Raw genomic sequence first — 22,587 nt, 5'->3', positions numbered from 1 at the left:
GTTACTCCTTTGGTTTTAATTTATTGGCAATGTGTAATGCCTTTATCTGATCTTTTTTCGATAATTGTTTAAATAAATGGGAGGGATCAGTTTGACTACTGATCATTTCAGTGAGCCATATGGATTCGGATTTTGGCACTCCCCTATTTTCTAAATGTTCTATTAAGAAAAAATCTCGTTTTCTGCCAAAACTTTCAACCATACGAACAAAAGAATTGGTCTCCACATTTAGTTTATACTTTTTAAGTGCTACGTAACCAAAGATTCCTAAAACTGCAAGTAAAACTAAAGAGAAGAAAGGTAATTCTAATTCTAATTTTTCTTTTTTTGGAGGAATAACTTCAGCTGTTTTTCTCTTCGGTAAAATTTGGAAATCTGGGAAATTGACGGAGAGAGTTTTATATTTTTTTTCAGCTAGGGAGAAATAAGTAAAACGGATAGGTTCCACATTTTCTTTTGATATTTTTTCGATTTGATAACCGTAGAGAAATTTTACTTTTGAATGGAAGCCATACTCTCCCGACTCTAATTGTTGGAAATTTTTTACTTTAGATTGGTTGATACATTGAATTTTTGGATTAGAAAAGAGCATAGGTGTAATGCCTTCAAATCCACCCTCTCCTTCTATCATAATCTCTATATACGCAGTCTCACCAACGTACACCTGTTTAGGTGATTTGAGAATGTACATTTTAAAGTTTCCAATCGCGCCATTAAAATCAAGAGGTGAGTTTTTCGGAAGGTCTAAAACAATTACTTTGGCAGGTTTTGTATCTATTGTTTGTTGGAGAGAGTTGAATCGTAAACTATCGCCTGTTATAAATTTCGTTTTACCTAACAGGTAAGTTCCTGATCGAAGTGCTGTTAGTCCATAAATTTCTTTTGCAAACACCAGAGTTTTTTTAGGTACATTATTCCTAACTACTTCTGGTTCAATTTGGACTGTCACTTGTCTTAAAGTTTCCGAAAGAAAAAATGGAAAAGAGATGGATTGATTCGGATCTCTCTCCAGGAAAGGTTGTCTATATTGATCATAGTACAAAACAAAGTAGCCAACTATAGGTTCACCCTTGTAAAATACCGACTTATTCGTATGAAAGGATACTTCAGGATTTTCTTCGGTAGTTGGCTCATCTAAATCAAATGGAAAAGACTTAAAAAAACTATTTGGAAGATTTTTAGTTTTTTTGCTGACTTTGAAGTCAAAAGGAGGTGAAGAATATTGTTTGCCAGCATACTCAACTGTTATTTCAGGCAATTGGAAATTTCCTTCTTGTTCTGTATCAACATAAAAATTGATGATTTGCGATTTGGATACTTTAAAATTTACGATTTGAGTTTCCGTTCCACTCCCAACATATCGTATTCTAACACCATTTCGTTTAACGTTCGTTTGTAGGGTCCGAAAGGGTTTGTCTCCATAAGCTTTTACTTCTAATTTAGCAAATTCTCCTAAAGAAAATTCGTTAGGATGAAAAAAAAATTCCACATCTGCAGAGTATAAGTTTGTAATAGAGGCAAAGAGAAAGGAGAATACAAACGGAATCAATTTACCAAAATTTCTCATTATCAATTGGTCCTCCCCGCATATTTTTTAAAATGGAGTCGTTGGAAAATGGCTCAAACATCCTTTCGATATCGGATTGTTTCTGTTTGGAAGGATTTGTTTTATCATTTTGCGATTTTGATTCGGAAGGATTCGAATTTTCGCTATTCCCTTGTTTTTGGTTTTCCGATGGGTTTTGACTCGATTGGCTCTTTTTTGTTAAATGTTCTATGTTTTTTTTTGCCGCGATTTGCTTTGGATTTTGTTTTAAACTTTCCACATAGGAGTTGAGGGCATTTTCTTTTTGGCCTAATTTACTGAAAATGTTTCCCAAAGTTAGATTTGCTTTGGATTTGAGGTTGGAGTTTGCTTTTGGATGGGAAAGAATCTTTTCTGAAAGTTCTTTTGCTTCTTTGTACTTTCCTAATTGATAAGCACTTGCTGCTTCATTGTAAATTAATCTTGGATCATCTTGGAAGTAATCCTTTGCTTTCGAAAATTCTTTTTGGCTCTCGTTAAAATTTTGATCTAAGTAAGATTTAACTCCTCTTTCCACAGCGTTCCCTCCAGGATCCAACTCCCAAGCCTCTACGCGATTTTGGATAAAGAAGACACAAAATAGGAAAGTAATCATTTTGAGTGGGGATTTTTTCTGAATCCCAATGGATAAAAGTCGTTCGAGTAAAAAAAACAATAGAGAGAGTAACAAATATGGATGTGCCCCGTCTTCATTTTTAAATTTTTCCAATCTTTGGATTTTATTTTTTTTCATTTCCTTCACCTTGTCGATGAGTTGGAAACTCCCATCTGCATAAAAGGATATGTTGGAATATTCGCCATTATATCTTTCTGCGATCGTTTCTAAAAATTCCTTATTCAATTTGGATACTATAACATTGTTTCCATAAGGTGAGTCCACCAAATTGGAGTCATACGTAACAAACCCCCCTTTCCCAGTACTCGGGTCCCTAAATTCGATAGGTCCACCTTCTTCTGTTCCAACCCCCCAAACCATTACTTCATTTTCGAGGTCAGGTAACGACTGTTTTTCGTGATCTTCCCCGTCAGTAACAATGACAGTGACGGATGATCTAATTCCTTGGTTTTTATTTAGAACTTTTCCTACTCTTTTTAGAGCAATAGCCAAATTTGTGCCTTTTGTCCCGACCATCTCTACGCCTAACGATTGTATGTAATCTGAGACAGCGGATAAATCGGTGGTCATCGGACAAAACGAAAATGATTGTCCTGCAAATACAATGATCCCAATTCGATTTCCTTTTAATTCAGGAAGTGTTCTCAATATTAGATCCTGAAAACGTTTGAGACGATTTGGTTTTACATCAATTGCATTCATAGATAAACTAACATCAACAACAAATAAGATATCCGTAGATTCAAATTCCTTTGTAGATTCCACATCAATTGATTTAATTTTGTATAAAGACAATAAACACAGTATGAGAGCAAATAATAGTGATATATAACGTAAGAATAATAAAAACTGATTTGAAGTTGTAAGCCTTGAGATAAGTTCTATATGTTTTTTTGTAAGTTGTGTGGCTTTGAAATTGATAAAGATTTTGATACTAGCTACGAGAATGCCCAAAAGAATAGTGAATGATCCAAATAAAATGATAGTTTTCATTTCCATTAGAGTTTCTCTTGTAAGGGAAAAATTTTAAGAATTAGATTTAAGAAAAGGAATAGAAAAACAATAAATATAAAAGTAGGGAATTTCGTTTCTTGGATTTCAAGAGGTTTTGAAGGTAATTCGACAACTTCTAACCTATCAATTTCGTTCAATACTTCTCCCAAAACTTCGGGTGATTCGGCTCTAAAAAATTTTCCACTGGTATCGGATGAAATTTTCTGTAATGATTCATAATTCACTTCATATTGACCTTCTTCTTTGCCAATACCGACACAATACACTTTGATGCCTAATGTTTTTGAAGTATAAGCTGCAGTTTCTGGGTCTAGTTTCCCAGTATTTGATACTCCATCTGTTAAAAGGATGATCACTTTCGATTTAGCTTCCGAATTTTTTAATCGATATGTAGATAAAACAAGTGCATCTCCAATCGCTGTACCTTGTTCTTCTATATCTTCATTCGAAGTATCTTCAATTAACTCATCCAAGGCGGTTCGGTCACTTGAAAGTGGTGACTGTAGGTAAGCTGCCCCAGCAAATACAACAATCCCAATTCGATCATATATTCTTTTTTGGATGAATGCTCTTAATAAATCTTTTGATACAGAGAGACGATTTTTTGGTAAAAAATCATAAGAATTTACCATAGAACCGGAAATATCAAGTGCGATCATAATATCAACACCTTTGGTGTTATCAGGCATTAGGTTGTATTTTGCTCCTGGACCTGCGGAAGCAAAAACCAAAGATAACATAGCAAGATAAATCAATATCTCATTAAAAATATAAAATTGTTTTTTGAATCTTACCCAAATAGTTGATTTGTGCTCTTGGAATCTGTCGGAGTGAACAAAAAAAATTGGGCCATATGGATTTGTTTTCCATTGATAGATGAAAACAATGATGATTGGGACCAAGAGTAATAATAAATATGGTCTCTGGAAGTAATCCATATTATAAAAGAAAATCCTTTTTGATACGATTCCAAATGATTCTTGCGTCCTCGTTTGAAATCGAATTTGTATTTTGATTGTATTTTAGATCTCTAAAATAAAGTCTTAAGTCGCGAATGGAAGAGTCAGGTATATGCGTTTTATCATGTAAAATTGCTAAAAATTCAGAGTCAGTTGTGCCTAATAAGTTCTCTTCAAATTTTTCCGAATATACTTCCTTTAAGTAATTGCTAATTCGGAAGGTAAGTTCTTTTTCGTCTATAGTTTCGGAATTGAGGTATTGTTCTAAGTGGTGTAGTCGTCTAGTTGATTCTAATAATTTGGGAGGTTTTTCCCAGATAGCATCGATGATCTTTGGCTTTGATTTCCAATATAAATACAAAGCATATAATAAATAAAAATTTAAAATTGTAAAAGCGATAAGTCCAATCAGTCTGAACGCATAAGGACCTGAAAAAAGGATTGGTGGCTCTATGTCTTCAATTTCAGTTTCATTGCCTGATAAGTTGCTAAGAACTGAAATTTTAAGTTTCGAATCCGTTTCTATCCCATCTTCCTTCCATTTCACCGGTAAAAAGTAATCTCCAGGCACAAAAAAAATAACTGAAGCGATGATTTTGTTTTTCTCTTTTTTTACGGTTTGAATTTCGAAAGTTGGCAAAGTATGGTCTTCGAAAAACTTACCTTCCTCTAGACTAACGTCTGTTACATTATTTTCCCATTCAATGGTATATTGAATGGTGTCTCCAACAAATAGTTCTCCTGTCGGTAATGTTTCCTTTGGTGCTGGGAAAATCGAAAAAAGGAAAGCAGAGAAAATAAAAATATAAACTATTTTAGCCATGTTTTTGTGATTTGAACAAAGGAAGGATTTGGTTGTTTAATTTAAAACTAGGGTTTATTTTGATCAGTTTGTTCCCGAATAAATTTTTTGCTGCCGTTTTATCGTGGTCATAAGATGTCATTGGACTTTTAAGAGTGATCCCTTCCTGTGATATTGGTTGGAACCACTTTAACCAAAATGGAAAATTCAAATCATCGATAGGATCCGAAATCCAAATTCCATATTGGTCCCAAACTTTTGGGATCGAAAAAGTTTTTGTCCAATCTGCTAGATGATTAAAATCGCTGATCCAATAAGTAACTGCATACTTTGGGTGGATTTTAAAAGCATATTGATTTGCAATTGTATAGTTTGTTTGGTTGCCATGTTTCTGTTTATTTAGATTTTCGAAATAGGTGAGTACTTCCGTTTCCGTTTTTAACCATTTGTTGGATGAAATTGTATGATTCGAAAAACTAACTAAAAAAATTCGGTTCCCGATTTTGATATGAAATAGAGATAAAAATAATGCAATTTGAAAGGCAGTTTTTGCCTTTATACCTTCCATAGATTGGCTCAAATCAATGAAGATTAGAATTGTGGCATCTTTTTCTTCGTAAAATTCTTTTGTATGGAGTTCACCAGTCCGAGATGTTACATTCCAATCAATATAACGAATGTCATCACCGTATTGGTAATTTCTTACTTCTTTAAAATCAAGCCCTCTTCCTTTATCGTTCGTAAAGATAAGCCCACGTCTATTTGAAATGAATTTTTTCTTTGATTCCCATTGTAATACTTGGAGTAACCTTTTTAATTCGGGATCAAGCATTTTAAGGAACTTCCGTAACTGTTAAAATCCTTTTGATAATGGAAGTAGTGCTTACATCCTCGCTGATAGCATCTATTGTTAGGTGAAGTCTATGTTTGACAATTTCAGGAAAATACCTTTGGATGTCCTCTGGTATGACAAACGTTCTTCCTTCTAATAAAGCATTAATTCTGCTTACTTTTAGTAAGGCAAGACTTGCTCTCGGGCTTACACCATGTGAAAGGAATACTTTTAAGTCTTTGTCTGATGTGGATTCTGGCCGTGTATTACGTGTTAATTGAACAATATAAGAGAATAGTTTTGGATCAACAAAAACGTGGTTTGATATCTCTGATATTCGTTGGATTTCCTTTGGTTTCATCACTTTTTTTAGAGATTTTTTTTCAAAATTTACATTCCCGTGTTGATGAAGGATTGAAACTTCATCTTCAAAACTAGGATAAGCTACATTTACTTTTAAAAGAAATCGGTCTAATTGTGCTTCAGGAAGTGGATATGTTCCTTCTTGGTCAATTGGGTTTTGAGTTGCGATTACAAAAAATGGAGGAGTCAAATCAAAAGTTTGGTCTGCAATGGAAACTTGTCGTTCTTCCATACATTGTAAGAGTGCAGATTGTACTTTTGCTGGTGCGCGATTGATTTCATCAGCCAATAATACATTGGTGAAGATTGGCCCTTTTCTGATTTCAAACGTGGAAGTTTTTGGATTGAATATATTTGTTCCAATTAAATCTGCTGGTAACAAATCTGGAGTGAATTGAACTCGAGAAAACTTGGCATCAGTAATGGATGCTAAGTTTTTAGCGACCAATGTCTTCGCAAGACCTGGCATACCTTCAAGTAAAATATGTCCATTTGCAACAAGTGCTACAAATAGGGATTGGATAACTTCATCCATCCCTGATATAGATTCCGCCAATTCCGACCGAATGAGTTTCATTTGATCGGAGATTTCTTTGATTTGTTCTTTGTCTATTTGCATTGAGAAGCAGTCATCTTTGGCATTGGTTTATCAATCATGTAATATTCTGTTTTACCACCGATTGTCCAACATCCCATTTTTCTACCTTGTGGTTCTACAGGTCCTCTTCCTAATTCTTTTCCATCCTCAGAATATTCCGTCGCATCTTCGGTAGAACGAATCACCATTCTTTTTTTTCCAGATGGATAGAAGTAAGTATAAGGTATACTTGGTTTATAATTTAACTTTAGGTCTTGGAGTTCCTCGTCAATTTTGACAAGTGAAAAAAACATTTTTCCTTCGCCTAAAATTTTTCCTGATTGATCGTAAACTTTAGCAGATTCTAACATACTTTCATTGGCCATATTTCCATGGTAAGCTACTTGACCGTTTTTATAATAAAACTTCCACTCACCTGTTCTCGTATGTTTTCTTGGTCCTGTACCAAATAAATTTCCATCAGGATAGTATTCTTTCCAAATCCCTGTTCTTTCGTATTTGATATCTAAATTTTCAGAGTTTTCTTTTTTAGAATAATTTCCTTCTGCTAAGATATTTCCCTTGTTTCCAAACATTTTCCAAAGGCCTGTTCTGACATCTGCAGAATAATTCCCTTGTGACTCTATGGCACCATCTTTATAATAATTTATTTCTAATCCATTTTTTAAACCATTGGAATAGGAAACTTTTGTTTTGATACCATTGCCATCAGAACCTACAAAATAATATAACCACTCTCCATCTTCTTCATTCTCTTTGAAGGCACCTTTTTCTACCCACTCACCTTTATTGTTTTTTCGGAAGTACGGGCCATTTTTTTTGTCATCTACATATGTAGTTTCAGAAGTAACGTTTCCTTGTTTATCAAAAGTTTTGGAGATCCCTTCTTTTTTGCCATCGACCCATGGAGTTTCCGCAATGAATTTTTGAGGATTTTCTGGATCAGGTTTTTTCCAAATCCCAGTTTTTTTTCCGTCAACGTATTCTCCGATTTGGTCAAGTGTCGATTTATACTTTGGATTTTCAGCAGTAGATCCTGGTTGTTCGAATTGAATGTATTCTTCCCAAAAACCATGTTTAGGGAGTGATTTAATTTTTGGTGCGGCAAATTTAGAAACCTGGTCTTCTGTACATTTTGTTCCACCACATTCCGCTTTCACTTCTCCAACAGCTCGAATTCCACCTGAATTTTTGAATCGTTCGGTGCGGATCCATTTACCCTTTGTTAATTTGAGTTCAAATTCCTGGTCACCTGATCCATCTTTTACTGATGCACCAGAACATTGGATCAACAATGTTGTGATCATTAATGCATAAAATTTTCGATTCATGTTTCTATCCTGTCAAAGAGATGTGCTCGTTTCAATTTATTAACAGATAATAATTCATTCGCAATCGCTATTTTCCCGCCTGTCAATTTTTCTGAGAAAAATCTTGGAGGTAATATGTGAAATGCACCCTCCCCTTTTACATATAAAATTTCCCCATTTAAGGAGGTTAATTCGCATTCAAGCAGTACCTTTCTTTTTGCCTTTTTGATGGGCCAAGCACGAATTAATAATTCTGTTTCGACGGGAGTTGCTTTATGGAATTTAAAACTCATTGTATCCGTCATGACGATATAACCTAAATGGAAACACAATCCACCCATTGCCTCGTCTAACACTGTTGATAAAATGCCACCATGGACAAATCCTGGTGCACCATTATAAAGTTTTTTAAAATTATACGTAAAATTTACCTCTCCTGTATCGTCGTGGAAAGTAAAATCTGCTACAAGTCCAAGTGGGTTTTCCTTTCCGCAGCCAAAACAAGTGTCATGGTGGATTTCGTAACCATGTCTGGATGGATTTTCGATAGGTGAATTCATTGATTATCCTTTGGAGTATCTTCGTTTAAAAATTGATGGATGACGTGTGCAACTTTTTCAGGGTGATCCATATGTAAGTGATGACCACCACTTAAAATCACTTCGGATAAGTTTTTGATTGCAGACTTTCTGTTAGGGAAGGCATTTGCAATCGGGAAATTGGATTTGTCGCCTAGTATGAGTAAGGTTGGACATTCTATTCTTTCGCAAAACGAAACTACTTGTTCTTCCGTATAACGAAAAAAAGAATTAAAATGCAATCGAATATCTCGTCTTGGTTTAAGACCACGCGGAGTTTTTTCAATTCCTCTTTCCATTAGTACGGTAGCAGAATTTTCAGTCATATCCCCTGCTCTAAGGCGAATTGTAATCGCGGACTCCATATCAGGAAAATAGGTTTCTTTTTTTCCTCTTGGGTGTAGAATTTGTTTGATTGCCTCCGACATGATATCGGGCGCAGATTGTGAAACATTTGTTAGTGGGCCAAGGGCCTCAATCAAAACAAGTTTTTTGATTTTTACTAAATTTGTACCAGCAACTAACGTGGAAATGGCTGCTCCCATTGAATGCGCCATTAATATAAAATCTTCAATCCCTAAAGATTGGACAATGGATACAATTTCTAATGCGTATTCTGCGAAGTAATACACTGTATTTTCGGGTTTGTGACTTGATTTGCCATGACCAGGGAAATCAATTGAGATGAATCTATATTCTGGAAAATAAGGAGCAAGAGGTGCAAAACTATTAGCATTGTCGAGCCAACCATGAAAACACAGAATTGGAATGCCTTGTGGATTCCCCCACTCCAATCCCTCGATTGAGTGAAATTTGGTGCGAATTGAAATCGGCAACATAAATATATGGTTTCTCGGCACCTTCGGATTGTAAACATTTATCTGGCGAATTAGACTTGATTCTTTATTTTGCTCTGATGGTATTTGTGCTATGTTAGTACTTCGGCTGTGTGTAGTTTTTTTAATTTGTGTAAACACAATATTGGGACAAAACAAAACATTGAATCAATGTGTCTCCTTAGTTGATTGTGAAAAAAAGGCAGATAACACTTCCATTCATAGAAAAAAAATTACGCTTTTGTCTACTGGCATCAATGAGTTTTCAAAAGATGCGACAACTCAATCACTCATTCCTATTTATCTAAAAAGAGCCAAATCGATTCTTCTAGAAGCGAATGGAGATACTGGTTACACGGGAGAAGTTATTCTAAAGGTTACTCATAAACCAGAATACAAACAGGCTCAACTAAAAAAAGTGGAAGAAGACCTTTCCTTTATAGAGAATCATTTAGCTAATTGTTCTCCGGAACAAGTTAAAGAATTTAATGAATTAAAAGGAATACTTCAAAATTCGAAATGAGTCGTTTTATTTTTTCTGTAATTTTCATTCTCTTTAACATTCATTGCAGTCAACTTTCTAGAGAGGAACAATTGCATGATGAATGTAATACAACTCGGAAAAATGGATATTTGTATATGATACCGATTCTTCAAAAACACACAACAGATGGTGTTTCCGATACCAATACTATCTATTGGATTGGCAATACAGAATTGGCTTATAAAAAATGCATTTCAGAAGCAAAGAAAAATCAGTTCAATTTACGTTCCAATTGATGCATCATTTGCTTCTTCTTGGATCAGTCTTGAGCCAGCTCTAAATGTCAAATAACTCCAAACCCAACTGATGAGAGTGCTCATCTTATTTTTGAAGCCAACTTGGTAAACAAGGTGTACAAAGAGCCACCCAAACCAACCCATTATACCCTTTAGCCGTATTCCGCCAAATTCAGCAACTGCATCTGTCCTTCCGATAGTTGCCATATTGCCTTTGTCAAAATATTGAAATGGTATTAAGGTTTTATTTTTTTCAATTGATTGGATGATTTTAGCTACATATCGTCCTTGTTGCATGGCAACAGGAGAAACTCCTGGGAGAGGTCTGTTTAAACCTTTGCTAAAATTGGCTGCATCTCCGATTACGAATACATTTGGATATTCTGTAGATCTGCAAAATTCATCTACAATGATTCTGTTCGACTTATCCTTGTTAATTGAAAGTTTTTTTGATAGTTCTGAGCCCTCAACTCCTGCAGCCCATATGATGGTATTAGATACAATCGTTCTATCTTTTAGGACAACTCCCGTTTCGGTTATATCCAATACAGGTGAGTTAGTTAAAACTTCAACACCCCTACTTTCTAACTTTTCCTTTGTGAATGAGCTGGATTTTTCGCTGAATGCATTTAACAATCTTGGACCAGCTTCTATTAAGGTTACTTTTGTCATTCCTGAATCGATACTGCGAAAGTCTTTCCGAATGATATTATGTGATAACTCAGCAATGGAACCTGCTAACTCAACTCCAGTTGGTCCTCCTCCAATGATCACATAATGCATTAAACTTTTTGCTTTTTCGTAATCTCCGATTAATTCGGCTTGTTCGAAAGACAATAGAATTTGTTTTCGAATTGCCAATGCATCTTTTAAATTTTTTAATCCTAAGGTTTTTGATTGCCATTGAGAATTTCCGAAATAACTGGTTTTTGCTCCTGTAGCAATTACCAGATAATCATATTTTTCGTTATGGTTTTGAAATGACACTTCTCTTGTATTAAAGTTGATATCTGTCACTTCACCATATAAAATTTTCACATTTTTAAAATTGGTTGTGATAGATCGAGTTGGAATCGCTATATCAGCTGGAGATAATACTGCAGTTGCTACTTGGTAAAGTAATGGTTGGAACAGATGATGATTCTTTTTATCGATAACTAATATTTCAAAGTTTTCATTGTTTCCGAGTGATTTGATAACTTGTAGTCCACCAAAACCAGCACCTATGATTATAATCTTTTTCTTTGTATGGGACACATTTATACTCCTAAGTAATCTAAGAAGCCAATAGAACAATTCTCTACTAATTCTTGAACTTTTTCAAAGTCCTTTTCACTTCCATAATACGGGTCAGGAACGATATCAGGACCTTTATCAGAACGAAATTTTCCAAATTTATAAATTTTATTTATTAGAGCTTCATCATTTGTTAGACTCAGAACATCGTTATAATTGTTATTATCCATTACAATTAAATAGTCAAAGTAATGAAGATCCTTAGATTGTAGTTTTCTAGATTTATGGGTCAACTGGATTCCATGTTGAAGTGCTACCTTGCGTGTCCGAGGGTCTGGTAGTTCTCCATCGTGATAACCGGATGTACCACAAGAATCAACTTCGAACATATGGTCTAAGTTTCTTTTCTTTAATAAATTTTCGAATGCACCTTGTGCTGCTGGGGATCGACAAATATTACCCAAACAAATAAACAAAACTTTTATTTTATCTTTCATTTAATTTAAATAGTAAATATATTTTTTACCGTGTTCTCTTAGCCATTTTTCTGCGGTTTTGAAATTAGGATTTTGGCTTTTTACTAAATTCCAAAAATTTTGCGAGTGGTTGTGCTCAATCGTATGTGAAATTTCATGTAGGATAATGTATTCTATAATATAATCCGGGCAATGTACCAAACTTAAATTTACTGATATATCATTTTTAGAATTGCAACTTCCCCATAACGATCGCATTGTCCTTACGCTAATTTTGTTTACCTTCGTTTTTAAATTTAATTCAAATTTTTCTACCAAAGGTTCAATTTTATTAACTAATAGTGATTTTAAAAAATGTTTTGCTTTTTTCTGTCTTAATATCTCATTTTTCTCGTTTTTGATATAAAAACCGTTCATAGGATCATAGAAAGTTTTTCTGTCATTGAGATGAATTTTTACACTTTCCCCAAATATATGAATTGTTTCACCGTTTTCAAATTTGAGATTTTTTGGTATGTCTTTAGGGATTTTTTGTAGTTTGTTTAAGATCCAATTTTGTTTATCAGCAATAAAGTCTTCTAATTGATTATTAGAAATTTTTGCGGGGTGTTTTAATACAACTCTTCCGTTTTGATAAACAGTTAAGGATATATTTTTACTTTTTGTAATTTTCCTTTCTATTTCAATTTGATTCATTCGTTTCGATTTTCTCTTTAGTTCCTGATTCCAGTTTTTCAGTTTTATCGGTTCCACGGCCCCATTCTATTTTGTTGAGAACTCCTAATTCGATTGAAAAGTCTTTAATATTGATATGAGATTTAAATCCAGAGACCAGATTTGATGTCAAATCTGCTACTGTCAAACCGCCTTGGGAAGTGAATCTACCTTCTGAGAAAAAACGTCTGTGATTGAGTCTGAAATAACTTAACCATGTCGGATTAAATTGGTAACCTACTTCAATTTTTGAGTTCCATCCGAATCCATAGTTTTCTGAGAAAAAGTTAATTGATCTCTGAACGTGAAAATCTCTGGTTTTTATTCTACCGATTGAAGGCATAAAACTAAAATCAAAATATAAATTGTTTTTGGAATAACGGTAACCTCCGCCATAAAAAACTTCCCACAGATCATTGGAGTAACTTAATCCTAGTCCAATAGGAGCGTAAAATACAGGAGTTGTTTCTATGAATTGATTCACATCATAAAAAAGATATTTGAAGTAGGAATAACGGGCTCCTGTTGATAAGAAAAAACCAGAACCTTCTTTCCAGTAATCTGGATTTGCATCTTGAAAATAATAACGACCAAAAAGCTCGATTCTGTTCTCTATGATTGTAGATTTACCTTTACCGTCGGCAAAATTTCTGCTTCCTGAATAAACTGTTGCTGAGTCACGGTAACTCCATTCTCGAGTCGCAATATTTGTTGAATTTTCAGTTGAAACAGTTCCTAGAAAAAAATCTTCATCCCTAGCGTCACCTGATTTCTGATTCCAACCCGTTGTTTTCAGTTTTCCATTGATTTCCCATCTATCCTTGATATATATTCCCTGGATTCCAAATAATGTAAAAGTTCGCGGGAAGGATATTCTGGAACCACCACGTATACCTGACAGATTAGGGTATTTATTGCCAGTCTCAAAAATATATTCACCTCCAGATCTTTCGATGGATGGTCCCCAAATAACTTCAGATTTTATTGGAGAAGTAACCAATAGTAGAGAGGTAAAAAGTAGGAAAAATTTGAAAAAATTTTGCACCAACTTAGAATGGAAATTACCTCAATGTTGTAAATTCGTAATTTGTTTTCCTCTTGGTGTTTTGAGGAGACTCGATTTCTTATCATATTCAAATAAAAATTACATCCTAGGGGTGAAATGATTTCACCCCTAGGAGACATAATTAAATTGACAATAGTCGTCAAGATACAATGGTTAGAGTAGGTAAGGTAACGTGGAAACAGTGTTTGATTCTGAAGAAGCTGCAAAATTTGTTGGGTTAAGTCTCGATGATTTTCAGCAGAGGGTAACGACATTAAAAGTTCCTGGTTTGAAAGCTGGAGAATTTAAGAAGTCGGTACTTTCCAAATATTTTGAAATCAATCAATCGGAAGGATTTGATAGTAACGTTATAGCAATCTCTAACCAAAAGGGAGGGGAGGGGAAAACAACTATCAGCTTATACTTAGCAGAAGCACTTTCGGAAAACCATAAAGTATTATTAATCGATTGGGATCCACAAGCGAATGCTACTCAGTTATTTCTAAATGACGATGTTACATCAATTATGGATTATTTGGGATATCGTGGAAAAAAACCAAGGGACATCGAGCCCCTCATCAAAACGGTAGCGACAAATTTTGACCTATTACCTTCCACGTTGGAACTTGCAAATCTGACAACTCCTTATGAAAGAGATGACTTCGAATTATTAAAAGAGGCTATTTTGCCATTAAGATCAAATTATGAATATATCATAATAGATTGTCCACCTTCATTAGGATTAATATTGGAAAATGCATTGATATGTGCGGATTATATTCTTGTACCGATTCAAACTAGGGCATTTAGTTTACAAGGGATTCGAGATTTATATGAAACAATTCAGAAAATTCAAAGAAAAGCCAATCAGCGATTGAAACTTTTAGGTGCTGTTTTAAATCAATTCGAAGGGCAAAAAGCTTTGGCTGGTTTGGCGGAGGGAGTTAAAAAATATTTCCCTGTGTTTGAAACCGTTATACAAAGACGTGAATCTATTCCGCAGGCTCAGGCTAAAATGAGTTTTTTATCAAAAATCGATCTAGCTACTATGAAAAATTTTCGAGAATTGGCTATAGAGGTGAAAGAGAAAATCAATGTCCAAAAAAACTGAATTCCAAGCCTTAGATTTAATATCCGCTTATTCCGAGAAAAAAAAGAATCCTTCTCATCTTGAGTTAAGCCAAATATTCCCAAATCCAACTCAACCTCGGCTTATTGGTAGAGAAGATACTTCTGACTTACTCCCTTCCATGGAACGATTAGGATTAATAGAACCCATTTTGGTTCGAAAAGAAAAAGGTAAATATTTAATCGTTGCTGGTGAACGAAGATACAGAGCAGCATTAAAGCTCGGATGGAAAGAAATACCAGCCATTGTTACAGATGCAAACGAAGATGTTTGTTACGAAATGTCTTTAGCTGAAAATGAAAAACGAAAAAATTTAAATCCCTGGGAGGTTGGAAAGGCAATCCAATATCTAAGGAAAGAAAAGAAAAAAACTGCCGATGAAGTTTCAAATCTTTTGGGTTACAGTGAAAGGTATGTTAAACAACTTAGCAGTATAGCGAGATTAGATCAAAAATCAGTAATGGAGTTGATCATAAGTGGTAAACCATTGTCAGTCAAAAATTTAGAAGATTTGCTTAAAAGAAAAGAAAATAGAGGGGGTGAAATCATTTCACCCCGTGTTGGATTATCGCAGACTAAAATTAGTATTAATGTCGGAAAACTAAACAGTAAATTACGGGAGAGTTTTTTAAAGGAATTAAACTCGCTCAAAAAAAAATACGGTATCAGCGAATAGAGGAAAAATGAAATCAACTTTAAAATTAAAAACAATAGATGATATCGAAAAAGAATTATCAATTATAATCACTTGTGAAAAAAAACAGAAATCAGACATTACATTATCGCAAATTTTTGATTTTTTGGCTGAGTCCATTGAATTATCGATTCAGGGAGTAGGGTATACTACCAAAAGAACGACAGTAAACAAACTTTTAGGTAAATACAAATTCGCGAAACTTATATCAACTGGCCATTATACAAAGGCAAATCAAATCCCCGGTTTCCCACCTAAAGACTTAGGAGATCCAGAATCTGCACAATTACGATTAAGAACATCTTTAACTGCTTTTAAATTACATTCTGGACCATTTGCTGAACATCCAGTTTTTGGGGAACTTGATAAAAAACAATGGGAAAAAATTCATGGAATTCTCGCTTCTTTTTTGTTTGGATACATACAGTTGTTTGGTGACGAAAAGCTTAGATTCACAAAAGATAGAGAAAATAAAAAAGATCGAAATTTTTCTGAAAAAAAACAAAATCATCACCAAAGAAAAAATGAAGACAAAGGTGAATCTAAACCAAGCGGACACAATAATAAAAAATGGAAAAATAAAAAGAAATCCCATTATAAGGGAAATAGAAACCAAGGAGGAGGACCTAAATGAGGATAACGTTAGTAAGCGGAAGTCATAGAAAGAATTCACAATCATTAAAAGTAACAAATTTTTTAGCTTCAATATTAAAAGATAAAGGCATTGAAATTAAAATTCTAGACTTAGGTAATTCACCACTACCAATTTGGGAGCCTGGAATGTGGGAAAAAGATTCGGAGATTAAAAAGTTTTGGAACGAATATAATCAAGGATTGTCTGAATCGGATGCATTTGTATTTATTACTCCAGAATATGCCGGTATGGCTAGTCCAGCGATGAAGAACTTTTTCCTATATTTATCTGGTGGGGACATTGCTCATAAACCTGGACTTATTATAACAGCATCAAGTGGAATGGGTGGAAGTTACCCAAATGCCGAATTAAGAATGTCTAGTTACAAAAATACAAGAATCGTATACATTCCAGACCACGTTATTGTAAGACATGTAGAAACAGTTTTAAATTCAGAATCACCAGAATCTAAAGAAGATACATATATCCGAGGTAGATTAAACTATGTTTTGAATGTGTTAGTAGAATATGCAAAAGCGTTCAATGCCATTAGGTCAAGCGGTGTGATTGATATAAAAACTTACCCCTTTGGATTATAATCGATATTAAAATTGGAATTCCAACATTGGATATGAGTGTCAATAGATACCCAAAAAATGGACCTCCAAAAGTATACGGATCTACGCTATGCATAAAGTGTATGATAAATGGATGTAGTAAGAAGATAAATAAACTTTGATTTCCTATATAGCTGAGGACTTTGGATATTGATCCATTGAAATCATTCAAGTATTGCCAAACGAATAACAGAAATAGTATTGGATAAATGGTGTGGTGATTTTTTAAGTCTGCACTAAATAAATGACTAAATATTAGAATCAAAATTATGGATAAAACGAAATAAATTGAAAATATAAATTTTGAATTCTGATTGATTTCAGAGTTAGATTGTTTAGTTTTCCCAATATGAATTCCTAATACGAAGAAAAAAATATAATTGAAGATCGAAATTGAAAGGTACTCGGTCGGTAAAAAAGTATCAAAAAAACCTAAATTTGAGATCAAATTAATTAAAAATGAAACTAAGAGGATTATATTTCGCCAATTTTCTTCTTTCATGATTGGATTCAAAATATAGAATAATAGGTAAAATTGTAACAACAAAGGTACAAAATAAAAGGGTGTGAACACTTTACCTAAAGCGTAAAATGTTAGAAACTCATTAAGGGAATAATGATTGTATTTAATCCAATACCCAACAATTGAGAATACCGTATATGGTAAGACTAGGTTCTTAAATTTTGAAACCCAATAACCTTCCTTTATTTTTAGAAAAATAGCTGATGTTAGGATAAACATTGGGACCGAAAAACGTGCCAAATTAGATAACATCAATGCATTATGGATGATAAATGTATCACCAGGATGGAAAAACTGAAAGTAAGAGTGGATATGTATCATTACAATTCCTATCATTGCAAACCCTCTCAGTACATCAAAACGTGATTCTCTGCTGTTTTTGGATTGGTTTGGCACTGGAAATAATAATGGAATGCGGAAGGCGTAAAACGTAAGTGCCAACATCCCTGCTAGTATGATCCCTAATAATTCCCATTCCATATCGTAATTGTCCTTTTCGAACATTTTCATTTTATATTTCAGGATGGAAAGGAAAATGAATTCAGATTTTAGCCAAAATAGCCAAAAATAGATATAGGAGTCACCATTTTATGAGCAAACTCAACATTCCGCCGAACCAAAGGATCTTCAAAGAAGGGGAGTTGAATAATGCTATGTACATCATTTTGCAAGGGAATGTAGAAATATTTTTTACTGTTAATAATAGCCAAACACGATTGGCGCTCATGAAACCTGGGGATTTTTTTGGAGAAATGGCTTTGTTTAGTTCCAATCCAAGGAGTGCAACTGCAAGGACAATTACAAACTGTGAATTAGCAGTGATTGAGAGTAAACAACAGTTAGAAAACTTCTTGGTTAAAAATCCGAAATTCGCAGCGAAGATGGTTTCCATTATGGCGGATCGATTAGCAAAAACAAATGAACTGTTGATTAGCAGTATGGAAAAATCAGTTGCTAAGAAAATTGAATTTAGTACAGAATTAGGAAAAGATTTAAAAGAAGATTTGGGAAGTGTTTAGTTTTAATCGCATTACCCATAAATGGACGGTAAGTTTTTTTTGACCAAAGTGATTTCTAAAATAGGCGCATAACTAAGTAAATTCTTCAAATTGACCTTGTGACCTTCCGCGAGGACAAATTCTTTCAATATTTCCAAAGTTTCTTCAGGTGGTAAACTTGATATATAAGGGTATTCTGGATGGCCAACTAAATTGAGTTCGTCGGCTAAATTCGGATCTTCTAAATCTTTTTCTTCCAGTGTGAGTAATAATTTCCAATCCATTTTTATATAAAGAGATTTTGGTATTCTTCTCTATGTTCCTCAAATTTTACTTTAAAACGATCTTGCATTTCTCGAAAATCTTTTTCTGAGTGAATTTCAAAATAGTCCAAAACTTCTGGTTCTACAGTAAAGTAATTCCCTTTCCCTTTGCCGATATTTGCCAGGATGTCTGCTAAGTATATGATTTGGCATAAAATGTTATTTCTTGACTTACACTGCCAAGGTTTGTGATGGAAACGAATTACATCTAAAATTTCTTCAGGAAAATGCCATTTGTCAGAAATTAAATAACCAATTTCTGAATGAGTTGTTCCAACCGTGTATTCTTCTACCCATTCAGAAATTTCCGTATTATCGTCACTTCTTAAGACTCGGATCTGATTGACTTGGCTTAAATCAAGGGATAAAAGAACCATTCTTCCTAAATCATGTAGTAGGGCAGCGATTGTTGCGGTTTCCAAAAGTTGGATGTGTTTTCGCTTTTCTTCCAGTAAAAATTTCACATACATAGAAGTTTTAAAAGAGTGAGTCCAAACAAGAACTTGTTTCGCATAACGAGAGTTAAGTATCTTTTTTGCACCCAATGCCAAAAAGATTGACTCGAGGTTTTTTAGACCAATCCGTTTCACTCCTTCAAAAACAGAAACTATGGATTTATGGACTCCGAACAATGGTGAATTTGCGATTTTGATGATTTCAGCCGCGATCGCTGGGTCTTTTTCAGCTTCAGTCGCAATTTCTTGGAAAGTAACATCTTTCTTTTTCGCAATCAGGATCAATTTATTAATTTGAGCAGGCAATGGAGGAAGTGAATTTACTTCTCGGATCAAAAGATCCCTGATGCGTGATTGGCTATCTTTTGGGATCAATTGTTTGGGGATACGAATGATGACTTCTGTAAAGTCTTCACCAGTTACCAATTCGAAAAATTGATTTGGTATTCCTGAATTACGAAGTAGGATATGAATTAATACAATGCCTAAACCAGAACTTTCCTCATTGTCTACGGATTCTCGATAAGCATCATTGATATTTTTGTATTTTGTTGAAGCTTGGACCCTGCGAACGATTCGATTTTTTTCTTCCGGTAAGATTTTTGCATTATTGCGTACTCGGAACTCAATAAAATCCTCCTTGTAAATTGTACTAAGAGAAATAGAATAATTTGATTTTTCTAAAGATGAAAAGACTCGTTTGCGATGGTGACCAAACTCATCCTTATACAGACTTATCCCTCTGGCATAATCTTTTTCATTCCATAAGTCTAACCCTTGTTCTGAGAAAAAAACACGTTTCCCATTGGCCTTACACCCATTCACTAAAAGTTCACTTAGGATGGTGAATAAAATCTCATGGAGGAATTCCAGAGAAATACTCCTAACCACTCGACCAATCCAAATGTCCAATTCCGGACAGTCGATTTCCGAAAAATGGACATATTCTTTGGTGATCAATTTCCCAGAGAGAAAGTCCTCCTGGAATGTCATGAGTGGGGGAATCGACATGATAAAACTGTTTTGAACCTTGTTTCTCTTTTTGAAAACCGAAAATTTTATTTTGAAATTTACTTAGAAAATCCGATAATAGTAACTATGGAACTCTCGAAAAAAAGCCTTCTCTTAACCATTTTGTTCAGTTTAGCAGTTGTTTCAATCTCTGCACAGGACTCTAAACCACAAACAACATCTACCGACGTGAATCAAGAAAATCACGATGCCAAAGAAGGCCAAGACAAAGAGTTGTTCGAGTACTACTATAAAACACGTCCAGAAAATTTACCACCTAATAAAGCAAAACTTGAATATAACCTGATAAAGACGCTTAAAAAAGAAATCATGAGTCGTGATTATTCAAAAGAGTCAGCAGAATCAATCAAAAAAATAGATGCGACTAACATCCAATACGAAAGAGTTTATCGTGATAGCAAATGGTTACGTGGGTTTATGACTCAAAATACGCATCTCAATTATATGGAATATATGTATGTTGTGAAATACGATAAATATATGTGTTTTGTTACTTTTGATGTAAATCCTGAGAATTATTTACAACAATCACGTCAGTCTCATTTGGTTTTTTCCGGTAAGGATAAGTTCGAAGTAACAATTCCGAAACCCTAATCGCCAAAAAAACAGCCGTTAAAGTAAAGAAATAGTAAAAGCTAAGTCTAAAATATTTTTCTAAGTTCTCTAGAAGGGGGAGTGGCTCTTCATTCCCCATAATTCTCGAAATTGCCGTAGGTTTTCCTAAAATTCGCAATTCCTTTTTGTAAATTTCAATTGAATCACCTAACCTTAACCTTTTGTAAATGGAATAAGGGATTTTTTCGGTAGATTCATATAAAGATCCATCAGATAAACCAAAATTATAATGGCATTGGTAAGCGATTGGGAATTGATTTTTGATTCGAGACAATTCTTGCACCCTCGCAAAACTTCTGTTTTTTTCATTGATGAGTGAAGTGGACTCCTCTTTTAGGAAGGAGTTTTCGTAGTAAATGAGGGAATAGAATATAGAAATTACTAAAAAAGAAACGAAAACCGAATTGGAGATCCAAACGGAAATTCGTGGAGTCATCTAGGACTTAGATGGCTCCTCAAAAGACTTTAAAGCATCTTCTCGATCAGAAAAAAATTGGAATGCATTGGATAAACCTAACAGATGGAACACTTGTAAAATAGAACTTGTTACACCGACGAGTGCCATTTCTTTATTTCGTTTTTGTAAGTTCATTTTTACATCTAAAATCATACGTATTCCTAAACTGGAAATGTAACGTAATTCAGAAAAATCTAATATCAAATGTTTTCTATCGGTACCAACCATTTCATCAAGTATGGTTTGGGTGATTCGATCTAACGGACCAGATTCCATCCGTCCTTTAATTTGAACAATGACAGTTCCATTGATGCGCTTTTGTTCGATTTCGTATGGTAAGTCCTGCATGGATTCCCCTCTCTTTAGTGGAACGACTACAAATAATTTCTCAGGCGATAATTTGATTACCGCTTTTGCATATGGTGGAAAAGGATAGTGTCTCTCCGTGAGAGAATCCACTGCCAATCCACCATTCATTTCGGAAATAACTTCCACTTGATCCAAAGCCCTAAAATCTGCCAAGGAAAACTCTGTTTCTCGTGATTTGACTCGTATTTCTCTGGAATACACGTGGAAAAATGGCTCATGTTTCGAAAATGGCGGGAATTTTTTAGGGAAACAGGAACTGATCCAACCTGTTGATCCTGCACCGGTGTAAACCAGTAAGCCTGAACATTTTTGTTCTTCCTTTTTGTCCAAATACGTGATCCAAAATCTTGAAGTGAGATCTGGGCTATTGTTTCGGATGGATAGTTCACAAACAGCTGGAACCGTTTTAAGTTTTGTACCATTTGGATACACAATTTCAGTTTCTAATAGTGACCAAGACTCTATTTTTGTTTGTTTAAAATTATGTTTTACTGCTTCACCAAGTTCTTCCGCAGTAAAGCCAAGAAGTGCTCCAACTGAAGAGTCTGGATCCGAATTACACCCAATCAAATGAGTATTACCGACCAAATGAGCAACATATGTAAAATGATTATCACCACCATGTGCGACAACTAAATCATAATTCGAACCAGATTCAGGGTCAAAGTGTTCTCGGAAAACAAAATCAGCTTTTGGAAATACATGTGTTTTTAGATACTCACGGGAACGAATTTGCCTTTCGTGGGATTCAAATGTTCTTTGGAATACATTTGGATTTTGTTTAGTGACTTCCTTATAGGCTTGGATGGAACCATAAGTTTCCAAATCCAACTCGTATTTGGTTCGTTTGAAAACGACAACGATCTTCTTGTATTTGATGGAAGTCATGAGTTTTGGAAGAAATTCCCATTTTCCTTAGGAAAATAAAGGTTTTTTTACAAAAACTACGATTTTCTTAGGGAATTTTAAGAAAAATTGTATCCAAAATGATTTTAAT

The 22,587-nt window shown here is 34.4% G+C and carries 25 protein-coding genes; 8 read left to right on the top strand and 17 right to left on the bottom strand.

What is annotated here, in order from left to right; all coding sequences use genetic code 11:
- Nucleotide 1: 1 nt before the first annotated feature.
- Genes DI076_RS17905 through DI076_RS17865 form a run of 9 tightly spaced genes read right to left on the bottom strand, consistent with a single transcriptional unit; the run spans nucleotide 2 to nucleotide 9,496 of the window.
- Complete coding sequence (locus DI076_RS17905; protein ID WP_108961207.1) at nucleotides 2-1,567, bottom strand: BatD family protein; 1,566 nt, start codon at nucleotides 1,565-1,567, stop codon at nucleotides 2-4.
- Nucleotides 1,551-3,194: a VWA domain-containing protein BatB gene (gene batB / locus DI076_RS17900; RefSeq protein WP_245918564.1), complete on the bottom strand. Its 1,644-nt coding sequence runs from the start codon at nucleotides 3,192-3,194 to the stop codon at nucleotides 1,551-1,553. Before batB ends, DI076_RS17905 begins: the two co-directional genes overlap by 17 nt.
- A gap of 5 nt (nucleotides 3,195-3,199) precedes the next feature.
- Nucleotides 3,200-4,153 carry a VWA domain-containing protein BatA gene (batA, locus tag DI076_RS17895; protein ID WP_108961205.1) on the bottom strand — a complete coding sequence of 318 codons (954 nt, stop codon included), beginning with the start codon at nucleotides 4,151-4,153 and terminating at the stop codon, nucleotides 3,200-3,202.
- A 1-nt stretch (nucleotide 4,154) separates the two neighbouring features.
- Nucleotides 4,155-4,997 carry an LB_053 family protein gene (locus DI076_RS17890; RefSeq protein WP_108961204.1) on the bottom strand — a complete coding sequence of 281 codons (843 nt, stop codon included), beginning with the start codon at nucleotides 4,995-4,997 and terminating at the stop codon, nucleotides 4,155-4,157.
- Entirely contained in the window at nucleotides 4,990-5,808 is an 819-nt protein-coding gene (locus DI076_RS17885) for a DUF58 domain-containing protein (RefSeq protein WP_108961203.1), read from the bottom strand. Before DI076_RS17885 ends, DI076_RS17890 begins: the two co-directional genes overlap by 8 nt.
- A gap of 1 nt (nucleotide 5,809) precedes the next feature.
- A complete protein-coding gene (locus DI076_RS17880) occupies nucleotides 5,810-6,790 on the bottom strand; it encodes an AAA family ATPase (protein ID WP_108961202.1) in 981 nt (326 codons plus the stop codon).
- Nucleotides 6,781-8,100, bottom strand: a complete 1,320-nt coding sequence (locus DI076_RS17875; protein WP_108961201.1) for an LIC20035 family adhesin — start codon at nucleotides 8,098-8,100, stop codon at nucleotides 6,781-6,783. The genes DI076_RS17880 and DI076_RS17875 overlap by 10 nt, the downstream gene beginning before the upstream one ends.
- Nucleotides 8,097-8,639, bottom strand: coding sequence for a PaaI family thioesterase (locus DI076_RS17870; protein ID WP_108961200.1), 543 nt, complete (start codon nucleotides 8,637-8,639; stop codon nucleotides 8,097-8,099). Before DI076_RS17870 ends, DI076_RS17875 begins: the two co-directional genes overlap by 4 nt.
- Complete coding sequence (locus DI076_RS17865; RefSeq protein ID WP_167396554.1) at nucleotides 8,636-9,496, bottom strand: alpha/beta fold hydrolase; 861 nt, start codon at nucleotides 9,494-9,496, stop codon at nucleotides 8,636-8,638. Before DI076_RS17865 ends, DI076_RS17870 begins: the two co-directional genes overlap by 4 nt.
- A 160-nt stretch (nucleotides 9,497-9,656) precedes the next feature.
- Between DI076_RS17865 and DI076_RS17860 the strand changes: the two genes are divergently transcribed.
- Both DI076_RS17860 and DI076_RS20190 read left to right on the top strand, forming a co-directional pair.
- Complete coding sequence (locus DI076_RS17860) at nucleotides 9,657-10,016, top strand: hypothetical protein (protein WP_245918562.1); 360 nt, start codon at nucleotides 9,657-9,659, stop codon at nucleotides 10,014-10,016.
- Nucleotides 10,017-10,132: 116 nt separating this feature from the next.
- Nucleotides 10,133-10,273: a hypothetical protein gene (locus DI076_RS20190; protein WP_167396553.1), complete on the top strand. Its 141-nt coding sequence runs from the start codon at nucleotides 10,133-10,135 to the stop codon at nucleotides 10,271-10,273.
- Here the strand turns inward: DI076_RS20190 and DI076_RS17850 are convergent.
- Genes DI076_RS17850 through DI076_RS17835 form a run of 4 tightly spaced genes read right to left on the bottom strand, consistent with a single transcriptional unit; the run spans nucleotide 10,259 to nucleotide 13,744 of the window.
- Nucleotides 10,259-11,530: an NAD(P)/FAD-dependent oxidoreductase gene (locus DI076_RS17850; RefSeq protein WP_108961197.1), complete on the bottom strand. Its 1,272-nt coding sequence runs from the start codon at nucleotides 11,528-11,530 to the stop codon at nucleotides 10,259-10,261. The two genes, DI076_RS20190 and DI076_RS17850, sit on opposite strands and share 15 nt — an antisense overlap.
- 2 nt (nucleotides 11,531-11,532) lie before the next feature.
- The gene (locus DI076_RS17845; protein WP_108961196.1) at nucleotides 11,533-12,006 is read right to left on the bottom strand and encodes a low molecular weight protein-tyrosine-phosphatase; all 474 of its coding nucleotides are present in this window, start codon (nucleotides 12,004-12,006) and stop codon (nucleotides 11,533-11,535) included.
- Nucleotides 12,007-12,681: a M48 family metallopeptidase gene (locus tag DI076_RS17840; protein ID WP_108961195.1), complete on the bottom strand. Its 675-nt coding sequence runs from the start codon at nucleotides 12,679-12,681 to the stop codon at nucleotides 12,007-12,009. It lies immediately after the preceding gene.
- Nucleotides 12,668-13,744 (bottom strand): putative porin, encoded by a 1,077-nt coding sequence (locus tag DI076_RS17835; protein ID WP_439957319.1) that lies wholly within the window; start codon nucleotides 13,742-13,744, stop codon nucleotides 12,668-12,670. The genes DI076_RS17840 and DI076_RS17835 overlap by 14 nt, the downstream gene beginning before the upstream one ends.
- A gap of 193 nt (nucleotides 13,745-13,937) precedes the next feature.
- Here DI076_RS17835 and DI076_RS17830 point away from each other — a divergent pair, with 193 nt between their 5' ends.
- The 4 genes from DI076_RS17830 to DI076_RS17815 are packed head-to-tail and all read left to right on the top strand — an operon-like array spanning nucleotide 13,938 to nucleotide 16,800.
- The gene (locus DI076_RS17830; protein WP_108961193.1) at nucleotides 13,938-14,855 is read left to right on the top strand and encodes a ParA family protein; all 918 of its coding nucleotides are present in this window, start codon (nucleotides 13,938-13,940) and stop codon (nucleotides 14,853-14,855) included.
- Nucleotides 14,839-15,549, top strand: a complete 711-nt coding sequence (locus DI076_RS17825) for a ParB/RepB/Spo0J family partition protein (RefSeq protein ID WP_108961192.1) — start codon at nucleotides 14,839-14,841, stop codon at nucleotides 15,547-15,549. The genes DI076_RS17830 and DI076_RS17825 overlap by 17 nt, the downstream gene beginning before the upstream one ends.
- A 7-nt stretch (nucleotides 15,550-15,556) precedes the next feature.
- A complete protein-coding gene (locus DI076_RS17820; protein WP_108961191.1) occupies nucleotides 15,557-16,201 on the top strand; it encodes a DUF1569 domain-containing protein in 645 nt (214 codons plus the stop codon).
- Nucleotides 16,198-16,800: an NADPH-dependent FMN reductase gene (locus DI076_RS17815; RefSeq protein WP_108961190.1), complete on the top strand. Its 603-nt coding sequence runs from the start codon at nucleotides 16,198-16,200 to the stop codon at nucleotides 16,798-16,800. The genes DI076_RS17820 and DI076_RS17815 overlap by 4 nt, the downstream gene beginning before the upstream one ends.
- Here the strand turns inward: DI076_RS17815 and DI076_RS17810 are convergent.
- Entirely contained in the window at nucleotides 16,751-17,851 is a 1,101-nt protein-coding gene (locus tag DI076_RS17810; RefSeq protein WP_245918561.1) for an acyltransferase family protein, read from the bottom strand. The two genes, DI076_RS17815 and DI076_RS17810, sit on opposite strands and share 50 nt — an antisense overlap.
- Nucleotides 17,852-17,931: 80 nt before the next feature.
- On the opposite strand from DI076_RS17810, the gene DI076_RS17805 reads away from it, so the two are divergent.
- Nucleotides 17,932-18,360: a Crp/Fnr family transcriptional regulator gene (locus DI076_RS17805; protein ID WP_100715991.1), complete on the top strand. Its 429-nt coding sequence runs from the start codon at nucleotides 17,932-17,934 to the stop codon at nucleotides 18,358-18,360.
- Nucleotides 18,361-18,371: 11 nt separating this feature from the next.
- Here the strand turns inward: DI076_RS17805 and DI076_RS17800 are convergent, their stop codons facing one another.
- Together DI076_RS17800 and DI076_RS17795 are read right to left on the bottom strand one after the other, a co-directional pair.
- The gene (locus tag DI076_RS17800; RefSeq protein WP_108961189.1) at nucleotides 18,372-18,623 is read right to left on the bottom strand and encodes a hypothetical protein; all 252 of its coding nucleotides are present in this window, start codon (nucleotides 18,621-18,623) and stop codon (nucleotides 18,372-18,374) included.
- 2 nt (nucleotides 18,624-18,625) lie between these two features.
- Nucleotides 18,626-20,128, bottom strand: a complete 1,503-nt coding sequence (locus tag DI076_RS17795) for an HDOD domain-containing protein (protein WP_108961188.1) — start codon at nucleotides 20,126-20,128, stop codon at nucleotides 18,626-18,628.
- Between the two features lie 87 nt (nucleotides 20,129-20,215).
- Here DI076_RS17795 and DI076_RS17790 point away from each other — a divergent pair, with 87 nt between their 5' ends.
- Nucleotides 20,216-20,743 carry a hypothetical protein gene (locus tag DI076_RS17790; protein ID WP_108961286.1) on the top strand — a complete coding sequence of 176 codons (528 nt, stop codon included), beginning with the start codon at nucleotides 20,216-20,218 and terminating at the stop codon, nucleotides 20,741-20,743.
- A 457-nt stretch (nucleotides 20,744-21,200) separates the two neighbouring features.
- Here the strand turns inward: DI076_RS17790 and DI076_RS17780 are convergent, their stop codons facing one another.
- Nucleotides 21,201-22,478 (bottom strand): STAS domain-containing protein, encoded by a 1,278-nt coding sequence (locus tag DI076_RS17780; protein WP_108961186.1) that lies wholly within the window; start codon nucleotides 22,476-22,478, stop codon nucleotides 21,201-21,203.
- Nucleotides 22,479-22,587 lie beyond the last annotated feature (109 nt).

The organism is Leptospira ellinghausenii (genome assembly GCF_003114815.1).
In the GTDB taxonomy this organism is placed as follows: Bacteria; Spirochaetota; Leptospiria; order Leptospirales; family Leptospiraceae; genus Leptospira_A; species Leptospira_A ellinghausenii.
Note: the sequence above shows the minus strand (reverse complement) of the source record. Positions and strands in the feature narration are given on the sequence as shown.